We start from the raw sequence: 18,032 nt of genomic DNA, 5'->3' as shown, positions 1-18,032 counted from the left end.
AAGCGGTTAGTCTCGCCTTAAAGGCAATTGAGAGACGCTTTCATGGTCAGGCCTCATTCCTTCGAGGGCGCAATCGACAAGCTGCGCATCACGCTAGGCGATGCCATCAATGGCGTGAACGCAGCCGTGACCCTGCTGGCCGGCCATTCGAAGGGCGGGGGGGGTGCGGAAGCCGTCAATTTCCCGGTAGAAGAAGCGCTGGTGCGCGAGACCGTCGAGTTGCTGGGCCGCTGGAAATTCCTTGGCCTGTCGCTGGTGAAGGAACTGGATCTCACAACAGCGCAGGCAGATTTGCAGCATCGGCGGCTGTACGACGAGAAGGCCGGTCTCGAAAAGCCCGGCTTGCTGAGCAGAAGGCTGGGGCACGGTCAGGTAAAGCCGGAGACCATCATCACCGGTCTCGACGCGGTCTTGGATGCCTCGGCCACGCTTGATCTTTTGTTCAAGCGGGCTCGCCCCGCTCTGTCGCAATCCTTCCACGATTGCGAGATGCATCTGGAGGGCGTGATCGAGCGGCGGCAGAGGCTTGATTTCGACATAGAGGAAGTACGGCGTCAGGCCGATGCCGTGGCGGTGAAGACCAACGATCACCGCCGCAATCTTTCTCCAGCGCGTGTTCGCGATTTGCAATCCGAGCCGGAGGCGACCTACCGTGAATTGCTCGTCGAGCAGGATAGACTTCGGGAGAAAGAAAGGGTCCTGCAGTCGGGTCGAACAGCGCACCAGCGCCTCATCGACGTTTATGAGGGGCTGGCAGGCGCTCTGAATGCCGAGATCGCTGCCGTGAACGCCATGGCGGGCAAGCTCTCAGTCGATATCGAACAGCGTATCGCCCTGTTGAAGGCGCTGGCGTCGGAGATCGATTCTCCATTGCCCCCAGTTGCGCGCTCGGCGCCGGTTGCGCAGCTGATCGAGGCCTTCGAGATGAACGTGCTGGCGGGACATGATCTGGCGGCGCGCAAGGCGCGCGCGGACAGCGTATTCACCAGGCGATTGGAGCCTCATCTTCTGCCTGCGCCTGCGGATGCGAATGACGTTTCCGATGAAGCGCAACCACAGGATTGATTGCTGTCCGGAGTCGAAATATCGGTGCAGACGGTTGTTGTTTTCCCCAGGAACACATATTTGCTGGAACGCGAATGGCGATAAGGCCTTATAGTGCGGAAATCGAAAAGGATTTTCGGAAAGGCCGGTGCGCGGATTCAGTGCAGTGCGTCGTTCGCGTGTCGGCGTGATGCGCGGTGTGGTTTAGGAGACGTGTCCATGCTTGACTCGATCACAGCACTTTTCAGGCGAATGGTTGGCGCCATTGCGCGGTGGCTGGGATTGGTCTTCGTCTGGATCACCTGGCCGCTTCTCGCGGCACATGGCTGGTATCGGCAGCGCAACTGGCTGATCAAGCTGCCGGTCGTCGCTTTCGTGACGCTGCTGGCACTTCTCTACATCTATTTCATCTGGCAGACGCAGATCTGGACAGGTTTCAATCCCGCTTATCCCGACGTCTACAAGTTTTCGGACCGCAAGCTCTCTGCCGGGCAGGAGCTTCCAGCACCAAGCGGACAACAAGCCGCCGCCGGCGCGCCGAAGACCTGCCAAACCTCGGCAATCGTCGATGTTGCTGCAGATCTTACCGATTTCAACGTCAACCAGAATGCCTGGATCTCCTCAATGGTGCTCTACAAGCTGGGGCTCTTCGGTATGTCATGGGACGACACGCCTTTTCTGGACAACAAGGCCTCCTTCCAACGGGGCGTAAACTCTGTGGTTCGCCGTACTTCGGCGGAACTGGTTGACACGATCGGCCGCGTGCGTGGGACGTCCGGCATCAACAGCGACCTGCAGAAGGCACGCGGCAACTTGCAGTTCGACGAGTCGAGTTGGTATTTCGGGCTGCATCCGTTCGGGCCGAAGACACCGACGCCGAGCTACTATCGCGCGGCAATTACCAACCTGCGCAGCTTCAATGCCGATCTTGGCACCTGCAAGGCGCTTTTCGACGGACGCGCTGACAATCTCCTGCAGTTTGTCGACCACATTGCGAACGACCTTGGCAGCACGGCGGACATATTGGCAAAGCGAGCCGCAGATCACAGCTACGGCTGGTTGGACACGCGTGCGGACGATCGCTTCTGGTTCGCTTACGGTCAGCTTTACGCCACTTACGGCATTCTGAGCGCGGCCGGCGCAGATTTTCAACAGGTCATAGCCGAGCGCAATGTCGGTACGCTTTGGACCGGCACCATAACGCAGTTGCAAGCAGCGTTGCGTATCCAGCCCGCCATCATTTCCAATGGACCTGAGGACAGCTCATTCATGCCGAGCCATCTGGCGACGATGGGCTTCCATATTCTGCGCGTGCGTTCGAGCCTGGTTGAAATCCGCACGGTTCTTGGCGGCCGCTAAGCATGGCGTCGGCACTTCGCTGAGCTTGTAACGGATAGATGACCCTCATCGATCGAAGATCGGCAAGGGCTGGATCTGCTTGCGGGGGATAATTGGAGCGGCTAGCTGATGAGCTTGAGCCGGATGGCTTTCGCAACGAGCTGCGTGCGGTTGACGCAATCAAGCTTCTTGATCGCGTTCATCATATAGGCGTTGACCGTATGGTCGGAGAGGGAAAGGATCTGGCCGATTTCCACCGAGGTCTTGCCCTGGGCTGTCCAGCGAACCACTTCGAGCTCACGAGCCGAAAGCATGTGCGGCACCGAGCCGTCGTTTCGCCTCAGATTATTATAGGAATCAAGCGCTTGCAGCATAATCATGGTGAGCTCGTTGAGCTCACTCTGGCTCAGGCTGTTGCGATTGCCCATAAACCAGAAGACAAGATGCTGCCCGTCCGGGGAGTTGATGGGTATGACAATGCTCATAGGGCAGTTGTAGTTGATTAGCAGCGCGTGCAGTTCGCGCGGCAAACTCATGTCCGGATCGTTGTCTTTTTCCAACAAGTGCCACGAGCGCGGCATCACAGTATCGCGCACACGCAACATTGGACAGCGTCGCACCAACTGCTGCCGATCAAACTCACGCATGAACTGCAGCGGCACCGACCCCTCGATCAGCAGCGGCGTCATCATCGAATCTTCGGGAGCCGGAGCATTCATGAAGGCCGTATGGCTGAAGCCAAAGGCAGCGCTCGTTCGCTCCAATGCATGCGCAAAAGCCGCCTGCGTCCGGGCTGCAGCCAACTCGGCGGAAAGCAACAGTTGTCTCTCGGCGGTGATGATATAGGACATATGAGTTGAGGAGCCCACAGCGTGTTATCGTTATCAAATACCGAATTTATGAGTGAATGCTAGACGCAAAAATATCACAGGACCATAAATAAGTTTATTTTCATATATTTTAATATACCAACCTACGGATTTGTATGACTTTTTACGAAAAGCGGCTCTGGAAGCGAAATTTTCTTCCCTGCTGCCCGTATTGCGCCGCGGATATACAGCTTGCGTCGATTGATGAGCCTGAGATGGGATCTGATGAGAATCGTCGTTTGGTCTCAGGCCGTGTCTGCCCCTGTTTTCCAGGTCATCCACAAGCGATCGCTAAGGCAATCTGGGCTTGATCCGGGCCGTTCTGGTGCTTATCGTAGTACAATTTTGTGTTTATATGGTATGATGAGTATGCATTGTATTGCATGCCGGTTAATCTGATCACAAAGGCTCCCTGTCTCCGGCGGACGCCCTTCATGGTTACATATAAATAAGCTGCCTTTGCGCAAATGTCGCAAGTGGACACAGGCGCGCCTTGCGAAGGCCAAAAGCGGTTGCTATCGGTCTTGCCAAAGCAATCGCTTCCAGGCGCGTATCTCATGAATTTTCGCTTCTTCCCGCAGTTTGCCGTGTGGTGTCGTCAAACGGCACTGTGTTTCCTGACAGCTCTATCGCTCCTGGTGCCACCGCCCGCGTTCGCCGGAGCCACTGACGGCGGCAAGCCGATGGAATTTTTGCTGGTTCATGGCGACATGGCCAAGTGCCGCGCCGAGAACAATTGCCCGGACTGGATCTCCGCCGAAGGGCAGATCATGCCGGATTCACCGAAGAAGCTGCAGAAACTCCTGAAGCGGCTCGGCGGCCAGAGTTTGCCGATCGTGGTCAATTCGCCGGGTGGCGACGTGCGGGCGGCGATGGAGATGGCCTATGCCATCCGCACGCAGAAGCTTTCGGTCGCGGTAGGCCGCACGCGCTCGCGCGCTTGTCCCTATGCTGAACCGATTTGCTCGGCTGCCCTGGCAAAGGATGGTTCCATCAAGGGCGAGCCGTTTTCCGCTGGGGCGATCTGCTTTTCGGCCTGTCCACTATTTTTCGCCGGTGGCATCCAGCGCGTTTACAGCCCCTTCGCGCTGCTCGGAGTGCATCAGATCACCACGACGTACAGCGAGGTGCGCGTTCAATACCGCACCGAATATGAAATGGTAGGCGGCAAGCGAAAGGTCATTTCCAAGCGGGAGATCGGGCGCAAGTTCGTCGGAAAGTACGACACGACCAAGCTCGACAAGGCCCAGAAGGCGAGGCTGGTCAAGTTTCTCGACAAGATGGGCGTCGACAGGTCGCTTGTCGATCTGATGCTCGGAACCGAGCCAAACGGGATCCATCTGATCCCGCAGATGGATGCGCTGAAGCTCAAGCTGACGACGGAGCTTGCCGCGGCCGATGAACTCGTCTTGGCGCATGATTGCAAGGACAAGCAATCGATAGCCGATTGCGCCGCACCCGCGTCGCCGTCGCCGCCGGTTGCCGTCGCGCCGACGATGGCAGGCAAATAGCCGTTCGCTTCGTTCGGTCTCAGCCGTTCTTATTGCTTTTGGCTTTCGACATGATCTGTTCCAGGAAGCCAAGCAGCAGCGCCGAGACGACGAAGGCAAGATGTATGATCGTGAACCACATCAGTTTGGCGTTGTCATACTGCGTGGCGTTCAGGAAAATCTGCAGCAGGTGGATCGAGGAAATCGCGACGATAGAGGAGGCGACCTTGATCTTGAGGCTGCCTGAATCGAGCTTGCCGAGGAAGGAAACTTCGTCCTCGGCTTCATCGAAACGGCTTACGAAATTCTCGTAGCCGGAAATCATCACCATCACGATCAGGCTCGCCACCAGGGCGGCGTCGATCAGGCCGAGAATGGCAAGGATCATGTCGGCCTCGTCATACTGGAAGACGTTGATGGCGACCTTGTAGAATTTGTAGGCGAACGATACGGCGTAGACCGCCAGTGAGGCTGCGAGCCCAAGATAGAAGACAACCAGAAGCCAGCGGCTGGAGAGAATGATGCGCTCGACCAGTAGTTCCAGGGACTTCATATATTTTCCTTTTCTATCCTGCATTTGCGCGCGGACAATAAGCGCGCCTCGGTTCGGCGACAAGGCTCGTTAGTTTCGCGTGGGACAGCGAATCGCGGCTATTCACAGTGGATATTTATTGAGCTATCCCGACAAGGGAATGACTGCATATTAAGGCCGAGGGCGAGTTTTATGGCAACGGTGGCATCCGATATCGAAATCGCGCGCGCTGCGAAGAAACTGCCGATCATCGAGATTGGTGCCAAGCTTGGCATCCCGGCGGAAGATCTCGCGCCCTATGGCTACGACAAGGCAAAGATCGGCGCCGGTTTCATTGCGGCGCAAGCCGACAAAAAGGATGGCAAGCTCATCCTCGTCACCGCCATCAACCCGACTCCGGCCGGCGAGGGAAAGACCACCACAACCGTCGGCCTTGGCGACGGTTTGAACCGTATCGGCAAGAAGGCAGTCGTTTGTGTGCGCGAGGCGTCGCTCGGCCCCTGCTTCGGCGTGAAGGGCGGGGCGGCGGGTGGCGGCTATGCGCAGGTCGTGCCGATGGAAGACATCAACCTGCATTTCACCGGCGATTTCCATGCCGTCACTTCGGCCCACAATCTCCTTGCCGCGCTGATCGACAACCATATCTATTGGGGCAACGAGCAGAATATCGACATCCGCCGCATCACCTGGCGTCGGGCGATGGACATGAACGATCGGGCCTTGCGCGACATCGTCGCTTCGCTCGGGGGCGTTGCAAACGGTTTTCCGCGGGAAGGCGGTTTCGACATTACCGTTGCCTCCGAGGTCATGGCGATCCTCTGCCTTGCTTCGGATCTCAAGGATCTGGAAAAGCGGCTCGGCAACATCATCATCGGCTATCGTCGCGACCGCACGCCCGTCTATGCCCGCGATCTGAAGGCTGACGGCGCCATGGCGGTGCTGTTGAAGGACGCCATGCAGCCGAACCTCGTGCAGACGCTGGAGAACAACCCGGCGCTGGTGCATGGCGGTCCCTTTGCCAATATCGCCCATGGCTGCAATTCGGTGATCGCCACGCGCACGGCGTTGAAACTTGCCGATTATGTGGTGACGGAAGCGGGCTTCGGCGCTGATCTCGGCGCGGAGAAATTCTTCGACATCAAGTGCCGCAAGGCGGGACTTTCGCCGGACGCGGCCGTCATTGTCGCGACTGTCCGGGCGCTGAAGATGAATGGCGGCGTCAAGAAGGACGATCTCGGCAAGGAGAATGTCGTAGCGCTGGTCAAAGGCTGCGCCAATCTTGGCCGGCACGTTGCCAATGTCAGAAAGTTCGGCGTGCCCGTCGTGGTGGCCATCAATCATTTCGTCTCGGATACGGAGGCCGAGGTCGAGGCGCTCAAGGATTATGTCGCGCGGCTCGGCGCCGAGGCGATCCTCTGCCGCCATTGGGCCGAGGGCTCGGCCGGGATTGTGGATCTCGCGCACAAGGTCGTGGAACTTGCCGAATCCGGCCAGGCGAAATTCCAGCCGCTTTATCCCGATAATCTTTCCTTGCTGGAGAAGATCGAGATCGTTGCGTCCAAGATCTATCACGCGGGCGAGGTCACGGCTGACAAGGCCGTGCGCGACCAGTTGCGTTCCTGGGAAGACCAGGGCTACGGCCACCTGCCTGTTTGCATGGCCAAAACCCAATATTCCTTCTCGACGGACCCGACCGTTCGCGGCGCACCCGAGGGGCATATCGTACAGGTTCGCGAAGTGCGGCTTTCGGCCGGCGCCGGCTTTGTCGTCGTCATTACCGGCGAGATCATGACCATGCCCGGCCTGCCGAAATCGCCGGCGGCGGAGAGGATTTTCCTCAATGATCAGGGCTACATCGAGGGATTGTTTTAAGTTCTGACGCTGATTCAAATGCGCGTATGGCTTGGTGCGTATCGACATCATCTTATGTGATAGCGGAGGCAGATCATGACCGCAGATGGCCGTGCCAGTTTGGACGATATACGCGCTTTCCACGCGAAGATGATGGCGGCGGCCAGCAACTCGACGGATGAAAGACTGGAGCAGGCTTTCAGGCTCGTAAGGCGCGAAGCATTCATGGGTCCCGGACCCTGGCAGATCGTGGTCAACAGACGCCACCTCGAAACACCAAGCGACGATCCCGCCTTTCTGTACCAGAACGTGCTTGTCTGTCTGGACAGGTCAAAGGGTATCAACAATGGAGAGCCGTTTCTCCACGCCGCTTTTCTCGGTGCTGTCGCTCCCAAGCCGGGCGAGACTGTCATCCAGATCGGGACTGGGACAGGCTACTACACTGCTCTTCTGTCGACGCTTGTCACACCCGGTGGCCATGTTCACGCAGTCGAAATCGATGAGACGTTGGCGAACCGCACGCGCGTAAATCTCGCATCGTTCGAGGGCATTTCGGTTATCCATGGCGACGCGACTTCTGCGGAGCTACCGGCTGCCGATCTGATTTATGTGAATGCGGGCGTCGTGATGCCACCCATCTCATGGCTTCAGGCGCTGCGGCCCGAAGGCCGGATCATCGTGCCGTGGCAAGCCAGTGACAGGATCGGTCTCGCCGTTTTGATCACCCGCACGGAGCATGGATACAGTGCTCGGGCGTTAATGCCGGCCTGGTTCATTCCCTGCATCGGGGCGTCGGATCCAGAGCAATGCAGCAAGGTCCCAACCGTCGGTGGAGCCCGGTCTATCCGATCGGTCTGGCTGACGCAGGATCGCTCCCCGGATGAGACGGCAGTCGCGATCTACAGGGATCTGTGGTTCTCGAACGCCGATGTGCCGCAAGGGTAGGGTTACGACCTGAGGATTGTCGCCCATACCGCCTTCTAGTGGCAGTATCGAAAGCCGCCGTTTCTTTCGAGCACATCGAGATGGAAGTGCGTTTCGTGGGCGGCATCGCTTTCCGGGTCGAGGACGGTCGTGAAATAGAGGCAGGCCGACGCGCTCGTGGCGCGCTGGAATGCGCCCGTCAATGTCGGATCTTCGCGGCGCGGTTCGATGCCAATGGTCTTGCCGTTCTCGAAGGTGAAGCTGGCGACATCGATGGCGTTGCCGCGGGCATGTTCGGAAATCTTGCCGGTGGAGGCATTGTTGCGCAGGCGGCAGACATAGGTCGAAGCCTGGTTGATGGTGACGATCTTGCCATTGTCCAATGCAGCAGCCGATGGAATCACGCTTTCCTTGACCCAATGGGCAAGCGCCAGTGCGGCCTCGCAGCGCATCTTGCCCTCCGGTTTGAATTCGATGCCTGGCAAGGCCGAGGAAAGCGTGATCGGCTTGTCGATGCCGCAGCCATTGCCGTCGTCAATGCGTGGAATCTCCTTGAAAGTGGCGCCCATGGCACTCAGCTCGGAGAGGCATGTCTTGTGTTCTTCGTCCGATTCCGAAGCGATGGTCAGTGGCGGCCGAGGCGGCCCCTGCATCTCGCCGGTCGTCGGCTCGTCCTCCGGGGTTGCTGGCTTCTCCACGGGAGTGACGAGCTTTTCCGCGGGCGCAATGGGTTTCTCCGCCGGGATCGGCGGTTCAGCGGATGGTTGGGCTTGTTCGCTATCCGGTTTTTGTTGCGGTATCGGGCCGGTCTGCGGAAGAGAGGCGGCTGCCAGTAAGATCATGGCAGGGACTACGGAAACGAATCGGAACAGCATCAAATAATTCAGCCAATACTAATGATGATGCCGGTAGAACGCTTCATGCGGCCATTTCGTTGCAATTCAGCAACTTTTTCCGTTCGTCTTTAAACATGATAATTTTATTCATGATTATGGGCGCTAGATATATTGACAATAATACTCATGTTTTTTATGCGGCAGAAAGAGGGCGGAATATTTCCGCTTTGTTAGCAAAACTAACCCAGCCAGCCCCTTGTCTGCCTCTGTCGCAGCAACCAGCCAGCCCGGTGAAGCAGTTCGAAAGGAACGGTTATGGTTGTCCGGCGCTCCCGCTCGGTTCTCTTGGCATGCACTGCGTTTCTGGCTCTAGGGCTGGCAACGACATCTTACGCGCAAACAGCAACTCAGACCGACGAGGCGACGGGCGAAGCGGCCAAGAGCGACCGCGTCACCAACCTGAAGCCGATCGTCGTCAAGGGCAAGGCGGCAAAGGATGTGCTTGCCGATTCCCCGACCGCCACAGAGACGACGGCAAAGCAGATCGACGACAACCAGATCACGCGCATCGAGGATCTTGGCCGCAGCACCGAGGTCGGCGTCGGCTTCAACCGCGCTACCGGCGGTGTCAACATTCGCGGCCTCGGTGATGACCGTGTGCTGACGACGGTCGACGGCATCGAGATCCCCTATATGCTCGATGTCGCCCGCGGGGCGGACGGCGGTGTCAACAGCTTCGATTTCAATTCGCTTTCAAGCGTAGACATCGTGCGCGGCGCCGATTCCAGCCGGGCCGGTTCGGGCGCTCTCGGTGGCGCCTTCGTGCTGCGCACGTTGGAGCCTGAAGACCTGATAGCCCCCGGTTCCACCTGGGGCGGCGTCTTCAAGTTCGGCTATAATGGCGATGACCGAAGCATCGGCGGCTCGGCTGCGGTTGCCAAGCGCATCGACAACACGGCCGTTCTTTTCGAAGGCGGCTACACACATGGTCACGAGCTTGAAAACAATGGCGATGTCGGCGGCTATTCGACCAAGCGCACCAAGGCGGATCCGGCCGACTACAATCAGAGAAGCGGCCTCTTCAAGATCCGCCAATATACAGACATCGGCACCTTCGGCATCACGGCGGAGCACTACAACAAAGACAAGACCATCGATGCGATGCACTCGCAGAGCCTGACCGGAAATTTCCGCCCGGGCAACTACGATACGACGGACAATACCGAACGCAACCGCGTTTCGCTCGACTACAAGTACGACGCCGAGAGCGCCGATTCCCTTCTCGACACCGCCAACGCTGTCTTCTATTGGCAAAATCTGCTGCGGGAAGAGGGCGCCGAAGGCTACCGCTACACGTCCGTCATCGGCGACTATTGGCGCCGCAATGAAATGGAAGACCGCAGCATCGGCTTTAACGGCAACGCGTCGAAATCCTTCGATACCGGCAGCCTGCATCACAAGGTCACCTTCGGTCTCGACGTTGCGTTCAGCAAGGTGCATCAATATTCGGCGGGCCAAGATAGCTGCGCTCTTCCCCGTTGGCGCGCTACTTGCGCATTCCTGCATACCAATCAGTCTGACATGCCTGATGTCGACGGCAAGCGTGTTGGTGCTTTCATCGACGACAAGATCGACCTGGGCTCCAGCAACGTCTCGTTGACGCCGGGTCTGCGCTTCGACTGGTACGACTACTCGCCGAAGAACACGGATGCCTATCGCGACAGTGCCAATTATAGCGGCCTGTCATCCGGTCAGTCCGACAGCCGCTTCTCGCCGAAGCTGCGCGCATCCTATCAGCCGCAGGACAATGTCGAGCTCTATGCGCAATGGGCGATGGCCTTCCGTGCGCCCAATGTCAGCGAGCTCTACGTGAATTACGGCGTGCCCGGCGGCTATGTCAGCTACGGCAATCCGGACCTGAAGCCGGAGACCAGCAACGGCGTCGAAATCGGCACCAATCTCGGCGACGACGACTTCGGCGGCCATATCGGCGGCTTCTACAACAAGTACAAGAACTTCATCGACTCGGAAACATCGGCCGATCCGACGCGCACCTATCCTCTTGGCATTACCGAATACTTCAACCGCGCCAATGTCCGGATGTTCGGTGTCGAGGTCAATGCGCACAAGAAGTTCGACAACGGCATCCATATCAAGGGCTCTCTTGCCTATGTCAACGGCAAGGACTCCGACAGCGGCGAATGGATCGATTCCGTCGCTCCCGCCAAGGCCGCCTTCACTGTGGGATATGCGACCGAGGTCTGGGGTACGGACTTTACCTTCGTCACCGCAACCAGCGAACCGAAGAAGGATGGCGATAATTTCCGTACTCCCGGCTACGGCATCTTCGATCTGACGGGTTGGTGGGAGCCGGAGCAGGTGAAGGGCTTGTCGCTGCGCGCCGGTGTCTACAACATCTTCAACAAGACCTACTACGACTCGCTCAATGTGGCGTCCACGGGCCTCACACAGCCTTCGGCCTACTATTCCGAGCCCGGCAGAACCTTCAAGCTGACGCTGACGCAAAGGTTCTGAGCTTTCACATCGAGGCAGCAAACTCAGGCGATGCTTCGGCATCGCCTCTTTTTTCGCCTTTGAGCTGCGGCATCGCGAGGTTGTGTAATTGAAAATCGCAATGTTCGGTGTTATTGGAAGCGTGCAGTCTTTAACCTATTGAGAGAAAAAGAGAGGAGGACCGTATGACCAAGATAGTCTGGCATATTCGCCAGTTCGGTCCGACTCAGGCCCTGCAGATGCGTTTGCAGGGCTGATCAGAGGCTGTAACTCACTCATTTCTTCTGGTCTGCCCTTTTGGGAGACGTGGCGCACCGCCTTCGTGCTCGTGTCGCCGCGTCATGACATGTTTTCGAGCATTGGCGATATACGGCCGACGACGTGCGCGTGGAACGGCGGCAAGGAGCCGCTGACGATGCATTCGTGATGCTTGATCAGGACCGGAAGAAACCATGACTCTGATCAATCTCCGCAATTTTGGCGTTACCCTGGGTGCGCCTTTATTTTCCAACCTCAATCTTACCGTCGATGCCGGTGATCGCATCGGGATCGTCGCTGCGAACGGACGTGGAAAAACCACGCTGCTCAACTCTCTTGCGGGCAGGCTGGAGCCCACGACCGGCGACATCACCCGCTCGCGCGGTCTTCGGATTGGCTATGTCGAACAGAATGTGCCTGCGGATCTGGATGAAGTTTCCTTCTACGATGCTGTTCTGCGCGCCTTGCCGAAGGAGCAGATCGCGAGCGAAAGCTGGCGCGTCGACGTCGCCCTTGATTCGCTTGGTGTCCCGGCTGCGATGCGGGAGAGGGCGCTCTCTCGGCTCAGCGGTGGCTGGCAAAGACTTGCCATGCTAGTGCGTGTCTGGGTGACCGAGCCGGACGTCTTGTTGTTGGACGAACCGACCAACCATCTCGATCTCGCAAAGATCGCGCTGCTGGAGGACTGGCTGAACGCTCTGCCGCGCGATGTGGCTGTCCTGATCGCAAGCCACGACCGCGCCTTCCTCGATGCCGTCAGCGACCGGACGCTGTTCCTGCGGCAGGAGCAGTCGCAGATCTACGCGCTGCCCTATAGCCGGGCGCGTGCGGCGCTGGAGGAGGCCGATGCCTCGGAAGAGCGGCGCTACCAGAAGGACATGAAGACCGCACAGCAGCTGCGCAAGCAGGCGGCCAAGCTCTACAATATCGGCGTCAATTCCGGCAGTGATCTGCTGACCACGAAGACGAAGCAGTTGAAGGCGCGAGCCGAGCGGTTGGAGGATGCAGCCCGGCCAGGCTATCAGGAGCGTTCAGCCGGTGCGATCAAGCTCGCCAATCGTGGCACTCAGGCAAAGATATTGGTGACGCTTGACGACGCCTCCGTCGAGACGCCGGATGGAACGCTGCTGTTCAAGACCGGCAAGCGCTGGATCTGCCAGGGGGACCGCATCGTCCTGCTCGGGCCTAACGGTGCCGGCAAGACCCGGCTTGTCGAGATGATCCGCAAGGCCATTGCTGATCAGATTACGTTGGGGGCGGTCAAGGTGACACCGTCGCTGGTGCTCGGCTACAGCGATCAGTCTCTCTCCAATCTCGGCCAGAACGATACGCCGCTTGGCGTGATCACGCGGCTGTTCGAACTCGGCGAGCAACGGGCACGCACACTGCTTGCCGGCGCTGGCATGGGCATCGACATGCAGGGCCGCGCCATCGGCAGGCTTTCCGGCGGGCAAAAGGCGAGGCTGGCCATGCTGGTGCTGCGGCTGACCAATCCCAACTTCTACCTGCTCGACGAGCCGACCAACCATCTCGACATCGACGGCCAGGAGGCATTGGAGGGCGAGCTGAGGGCGAACGAGGCAAGCTGCCTGCTCGTTTCCCACGACCGCAGCTTCGTCCGCAACATCGGCAACCGCTTCTGGCTGATCGAGCGGAAGCGGTTGATCGAAGTGGAGGGACCGGAAGAGTTCTTCGAGGCGGCCCGGGCGCAAGAGTAGCGGAAGGGTGGGCAGAGACGGAAAATCGTTTCTGCCCATTCGCTGAGATTGCGGCTTGCGCATCACCGCATCTCACGCTAACAATTCACGCCATGAACATGTCCTTGAACAACATTGCAGTTTGGTGGTGGGCTCGCTGAGGCGGCCTCGACCAATCGTGTTCAAAGACCACGAGTGAGCCGCCCGAGATTTCGAGGCGGCTTTTTTGTTATAAAGGCCGCCTGTCATCCGGGCCCGATAACGGAGTAAGGAACAATGGTAACGATCCTTCGGGATGATGGTGCGGAAATCTACGAGACGAAGGGCGGGATCACCGTTACCCGACAGCGTCGGCCGACCCCTTATGCGGATGCTGTTTCGTCCTATATCGACAAGCTCGACGAGCGCCGCGGCGCGGTCTTCTCGTCGAACTACGAATATCCCGGCCGCTACACGCGCTGGGATACCGCCATCGTCGACCCGCCGCTTGGCCTTTCCTGCTTTGGCCGCGACGTCTGGATCGAAGCCTATAACGAGCGCGGCGAAGCCATTCTCGGCTTCATCACCGAGAAGCTGAAGACCGTTTCCGAGCTGACGCTTGGTGCCTCGACACCGCGCCGGCTCGACCTGACTGTCAAGACGCCGGATCGGGTGTTTACCGAGGAAGAACGCTCGAAGATGCCGACCGTGTTTACCGTGCTGCGCGCGGTGACGGAGCTGTTCTATTCGCAGGCGGATGCCAGCATCGGCTTCTACGGCGCCTTCGGCTACGATCTTGCTTTCCAGTTCGATGCCATCAACCTGAAGCTCAAGCGCCCGGACGACCAGCGCGACATGGTGCTCTACCTGCCGGACGAGATCCTGGTGGTCGATAATTACTCCGCCAAGGCCTGGATCGACCGTTACGACTTCGCCAAGGGTGGCATTTCGACCGAGGGTAAGTCCGGCGAGATCGCCGCCGAGCCCTTCCGCAATACCGATGCCATCCCGCCGAAGAGCGATCACCGCCCCGGCGAATATGCCGAGCTGGTGGTCAAGGCGAAGGAGAGCTTCCGCAAGGGCGATCTCTTCGAAGTCGTGCCCGGCCAGAAGTTCATGGAGCGCTGCGAGAGCAAGCCTTCGGATATTTCCAAGCGGCTGAAGGCGATCAATCCGTCGCCCTATTCCTTCTTCATCAATCTCGGCAATCAGGAATATCTGGTGGGCGCATCGCCTGAGATGTTCGTGCGCGTCTCCGGCCGCCGCATCGAGACCTGCCCGATTTCAGGCACGATCAAGCGCGGCGACGATCCGATCGCCGACAGCGAGCAGATCCTGAAGCTGTTGAATTCCAAGAAGGACGAGTCCGAGCTGACCATGTGCTCCGACGTCGACCGCAATGACAAGAGCCGCGTCTGCGAGCCGGGCTCGGTCAAGGTCATCGGGCGCCGGCAGATCGAGATGTATTCGCGCCTCATCCACACGGTCGATCATATCGAGGGCCGCCTGCGCGACGACATGGACGCCTTCGACGGTTTCCTCAGCCACGCATGGGCCGTCACCGTTACCGGTGCACCGAAGCTCTGGGCCATGCGCTTCATCGAGAGCCATGAAAAGAGCCCGCGTGCATGGTATGGTGGCGCGATCGGCATGGTCGGCTTCAACGGCGATATGAATACCGGCCTGACGCTGCGCACCGTGCGCATCAAGGACGGCATTGCCGAGGTGCGGGCCGGCGCGACGTTGCTCAACGACTCGATCCCCGAGGAAGAAGAAGCCGAAACCGAATTGAAGGCCTCTGCCATGCTGTCTGCCATCCGTGATGCCAAGGCTGCGAATTCCGGCAAGCAGCAGCGCGACGTTGCCTCCGTCGGCAAGGGCGTGAAGATCCTGCTGATCGACCACGAGGACAGTTTTGTCCATACGCTTGCGAACTATTTCCGCCAGACGGGCGCGACCGTTTCGACCGTGCGCACACCGGTGCCGGAGGAGGTTTTCGACCGGCTGGATCCCGATCTGGTCGTGCTGTCGCCGGGACCCGGCAATCCGAAGGATTTCGACTGCAAGGCGACAATCAAGAAGGCGAGGGCGCGCAACCTGCCGATCTTCGGCGTCTGCCTGGGGCTGCAGGCGCTGGCGGAAGCCTATGGTGGCGAGCTGCGCCACCTCGCACTGCCGATGCACGGTAAGCCTTCGCGCATCCGCGTGCTCGAACCGGGCCTTGTCTTCTCCGGCCTCGGCCGCGAAGTCACTGTCGGCCGCTACCATTCGATCTTTGCCGATCCTTCGACCCTGCCGCGTGACTTCATGATCACGGCCGAAAGCGAGGATGGCACGATCATGGGTATCGAGCATGTGAAGGAACCGATCGCGGCCGTGCAGTTCCATCCGGAATCGATCATGACGCTCGGCGGCGATGCAGGCATGCGGATGATCGAGAATGTGGTGGCGCATTTGGCGCGCCGTGCAAAGACGAAGGCGGCCTGACGCAAAGCCCGGCGGCTGCGGATTTAAACATCCCCATGCACTCGGAAAAAGTGCATGGGGATGTTTTTTGCCTTGAAAGAGCCAACAAGCACTTGAAGACATCTCATGTCGGGTAGGGGCTTCCGGTTGTCGATTGCGAAAATATTCAAACGCGTTCTACTCGCCGTGCTGGCGCTTGTTGCGATTGCCGCTTTCGGAATCGCCGTGCCGCGACCGCTCTGGTATGACGAGCCTGCGCTGGCCAAACATTCCCATCGCATCCTCGTGCTCAGCAATCCCATTCATACGGACATCGCCATCCCCGTCGACGACGATCTCATGGCCCGCTTCGGTTTTCTGCGAGCGGCGGGGCTTGATCTCGACAATCCGAATCTGCGCTACCTCGTTTTCGGCTGGGGCGGCCGGAGCTTCTATACTGAGACGCCGACCTGGGCGGACCTGAAGGTGGAACCGGTGCTGAAGAGTTTCACCTTGGATCAGTCCGTCATCCATGCCGAGTTGGCGGGCGCCATCCCAGAAAATGCGCCTGCGGTGACCGTGCTCAGCATCGATGACGGCGGCCTTGAGCGGTTGAAGCAATTCGTCCTCGACAGCCTTGCGCAGGCTGATAGCGGACCGGTGTCCCTGCCGGGCAGCAATTACGGCGAGAACGATGCGTTCTTCGAAGCGAGGGGATATTTCAATGCACTGATGGGATGCAATACTTGGACGGCCGCCGGATTGCGGCAGGCGGGATTGACCTCGGGTCTATGGACTGCGCTGCCGTGGATGCTGCGGCTGTCGCTCAGCCTGCATAATGCGCGCGATCGTTTTGCTGCAAGCCTTTCATCCACCGAATAGCTGTAGGAGCCGGTTTTACTTGCCAATGGTTGTAAATTAGGCCGTAGACTCATAAGTGCGGAGCCACAGACGCATTGAGGCAAGTTGAACCATCGCGAGGAAGTTTTCGGCGAGTTTGTCGTAGCGGGTGGCGATGCGCCGGAAGTGTTTGAGCTTGCTGAAGAAGCGTTCGACCAGATTACGCTCGCGATAGAGCCGCTTGCTGAAGCATGGCTTCCATTTGCGATTGGATTTGGCTGGGATGTTGGGCACTGCGTTCTGGGCATGGATTTTGGTCGTGAGACCACCTCGGGAGCGACCGAGACAATGATCTCTATCCCCCTTCTTGCCGTCGCAGCCTGCTGATGCGCCCGGATAGAAGTGCTGTCGATCATCTGGATGTCGCCGTCGTGTGCGACGGATATGGCATCCATCAGCCGGTCCCACACACCTGCTTTCCGCCATCGCACGAAACGGTTGTAGCAGGTGGTGCGCGGCCCGTATCGCTCAGGCAGGTCACGCCACGGTGCACCAGACCGAAGCACCCAGAAGATGCCGTTCAGCACTCGTCGATCATCGACACGGGCCACGCCTCGCGGCTTGTTGGGCAGAAGCGGCGCGATGACGCGCCATTCGAAGTCGGTCAAATCGTATCGGCTCATGCCGATACTGAATCAGCATACGTCCCGATATGAAAGCCACCGGTCGCCGTTTAGGCGTTCAAGCCGGTCGATCGGTCGCATCAAGCTCTCTTGCCGGCACGTACACAGTTACAAAACCTTCCTGCCAATCGGTGGCTCCGAGCGTGATAGGGTAGATATTGAACCCTTCGGGAAAGTCTCGAAATCCTGGCTGATCGCGCAAACGGCCGATAGCTTCCGACGCATCGGCTTCAGTCGCGTAGATGCCAATATGTAGTTCTGTATCCTCACGATGTGGATACTCGCGCTCGAACCAAAGATCATAAACTACCGTCATGGCATCCAATCTACCCGATGGCCCCGACCGTGACAATCATATCCGCGCCAACAGTCCTTGATTTATGGGTTCACGGCCTAGGTCACATACCCATAAAATAGTTTTTGTTTTTAATGGATTGTGATTCACTGCTTCCGTTGATTTGGAGGCAGTGATGGCTCGCTTTGATTTGACGGATTTCGAATGGTCGGTGATTGAACCGCTTCTTCCAACGAAGGTACGCGGCAAGGCGAGGGTTGATGATCGGCGGGTGCTGAATGGTATCTTCTGGCGACTGAGAACGGGTGCGCCCTGGGCGGATATCCCGGCTCGATATGGTCCCTATACCACCTGCGTAAATCGCTTCAACCGGTGGCGCCATGCTGGGCACTGGGAGCGTATTCTCAACGCAATATCAGAAGCTTACGATGGCGACA

14 protein-coding genes and 1 pseudogene are annotated in these 18,032 nt (G+C 58.6%); 10 read left to right on the top strand and 5 right to left on the bottom strand.

The window, feature by feature from the left end; translation table 11 throughout:
• Positions 1-42: 42 nt before the first annotated feature.
• Together GA0061101_RS26920 and GA0061101_RS26915 are read left to right on the top strand one after the other, a co-directional pair.
• Positions 43-1,065, top strand: coding sequence for a hypothetical protein (locus tag GA0061101_RS26920; RefSeq protein ID WP_037194807.1), 1,023 nt, complete (start codon positions 43-45; stop codon positions 1,063-1,065).
• A 198-nt stretch (positions 1,066-1,263) separates the two neighbouring features.
• Complete coding sequence (locus GA0061101_RS26915; RefSeq protein ID WP_037194806.1) at positions 1,264-2,403, top strand: DUF2333 family protein; 1,140 nt, start codon at positions 1,264-1,266, stop codon at positions 2,401-2,403.
• A 101-nt stretch (positions 2,404-2,504) separates the two neighbouring features.
• Here GA0061101_RS26915 and GA0061101_RS26910 read toward each other — a convergent pair whose 3' ends face one another.
• On the bottom strand, positions 2,505-3,233 hold the full coding sequence (locus tag GA0061101_RS26910; protein ID WP_037194803.1) for a helix-turn-helix transcriptional regulator: 729 nt from the start codon (positions 3,231-3,233) through the stop codon (positions 2,505-2,507).
• Positions 3,234-3,808: 575 nt separating this feature from the next.
• Here GA0061101_RS26910 and GA0061101_RS26905 point away from each other — a divergent pair.
• Positions 3,809-4,762, top strand: coding sequence for a COG3904 family protein (locus GA0061101_RS26905; protein WP_037194801.1), 954 nt, complete (start codon positions 3,809-3,811; stop codon positions 4,760-4,762).
• 19 nt (positions 4,763-4,781) lie between these two features.
• On the opposite strand, the gene GA0061101_RS26900 is transcribed toward GA0061101_RS26905, so the two are convergent.
• Positions 4,782-5,294: a TIGR00645 family protein gene (locus GA0061101_RS26900; RefSeq protein ID WP_080760686.1), complete on the bottom strand. Its 513-nt coding sequence runs from the start codon at positions 5,292-5,294 to the stop codon at positions 4,782-4,784.
• Between the two features lie 171 nt (positions 5,295-5,465).
• Here GA0061101_RS26900 and GA0061101_RS26895 point away from each other — a divergent pair, with 171 nt between their 5' ends.
• Positions 5,466-7,145, top strand: coding sequence for a formate--tetrahydrofolate ligase (locus tag GA0061101_RS26895; protein ID WP_047638674.1), 1,680 nt, complete (start codon positions 5,466-5,468; stop codon positions 7,143-7,145).
• Between the two features lie 75 nt (positions 7,146-7,220).
• Positions 7,221-8,069, top strand: a complete 849-nt coding sequence (locus GA0061101_RS26890; RefSeq protein WP_092575780.1) for a protein-L-isoaspartate O-methyltransferase family protein — start codon at positions 7,221-7,223, stop codon at positions 8,067-8,069.
• 35 nt (positions 8,070-8,104) lie between these two features.
• On the opposite strand, the gene GA0061101_RS26885 is transcribed toward GA0061101_RS26890, so the two are convergent.
• Positions 8,105-8,923 carry an extensin-like domain-containing protein gene (locus GA0061101_RS26885; RefSeq protein ID WP_092575778.1) on the bottom strand — a complete coding sequence of 273 codons (819 nt, stop codon included), beginning with the start codon at positions 8,921-8,923 and terminating at the stop codon, positions 8,105-8,107.
• A gap of 276 nt (positions 8,924-9,199) precedes the next feature.
• Here GA0061101_RS26885 and GA0061101_RS26880 point away from each other — a divergent pair, with 276 nt between their 5' ends.
• From GA0061101_RS26880 to GA0061101_RS26865, 4 genes are all read left to right on the top strand, one after another.
• On the top strand, positions 9,200-11,419 hold the full coding sequence (locus tag GA0061101_RS26880; protein ID WP_092575776.1) for a TonB-dependent hemoglobin/transferrin/lactoferrin family receptor: 2,220 nt from the start codon (positions 9,200-9,202) through the stop codon (positions 11,417-11,419).
• A gap of 431 nt (positions 11,420-11,850) precedes the next feature.
• Positions 11,851-13,374 (top strand): ABC-F family ATP-binding cassette domain-containing protein, encoded by a 1,524-nt coding sequence (locus tag GA0061101_RS26875; protein ID WP_092575773.1) that lies wholly within the window; start codon positions 11,851-11,853, stop codon positions 13,372-13,374.
• A 255-nt stretch (positions 13,375-13,629) separates the two neighbouring features.
• Complete coding sequence (locus tag GA0061101_RS26870; protein ID WP_092575771.1) at positions 13,630-15,819, top strand: anthranilate synthase; 2,190 nt, start codon at positions 13,630-13,632, stop codon at positions 15,817-15,819.
• 105 nt (positions 15,820-15,924) lie between these two features.
• Positions 15,925-16,659 carry a TIGR02117 family protein gene (locus GA0061101_RS26865; protein WP_092575768.1) on the top strand — a complete coding sequence of 245 codons (735 nt, stop codon included), beginning with the start codon at positions 15,925-15,927 and terminating at the stop codon, positions 16,657-16,659.
• 36 nt (positions 16,660-16,695) lie between these two features.
• On the opposite strand, the pseudogene GA0061101_RS26860 reads toward GA0061101_RS26865, so the two are convergent.
• Both GA0061101_RS26860 and GA0061101_RS26855 read right to left on the bottom strand, forming a co-directional pair.
• A pseudogene (locus tag GA0061101_RS26860) lies at positions 16,696-17,300 on the bottom strand (IS5 family transposase).
• 58 nt (positions 17,301-17,358) lie between these two features.
• Entirely contained in the window at positions 17,359-17,616 is a 258-nt protein-coding gene (locus GA0061101_RS26855) for a hypothetical protein (RefSeq protein ID WP_141694123.1), read from the bottom strand.
• 154 nt (positions 17,617-17,770) lie between these two features.
• Here GA0061101_RS26855 and GA0061101_RS26850 point away from each other — a divergent pair.
• A partial coding sequence (locus GA0061101_RS26850; protein ID WP_037198188.1) for an IS5 family transposase occupies positions 17,771-18,032 on the top strand: 262 nt, incomplete at its 3' end.

It is taken from the genome of Martinezella lusitana, from assembly GCF_900094565.1.
In the GTDB taxonomy this organism is placed as follows: Bacteria; Pseudomonadota; Alphaproteobacteria; order Rhizobiales; family Rhizobiaceae; genus Rhizobium; species Rhizobium lusitanum.
This window is presented reverse-complemented; position numbering and strand designations above follow the sequence as displayed.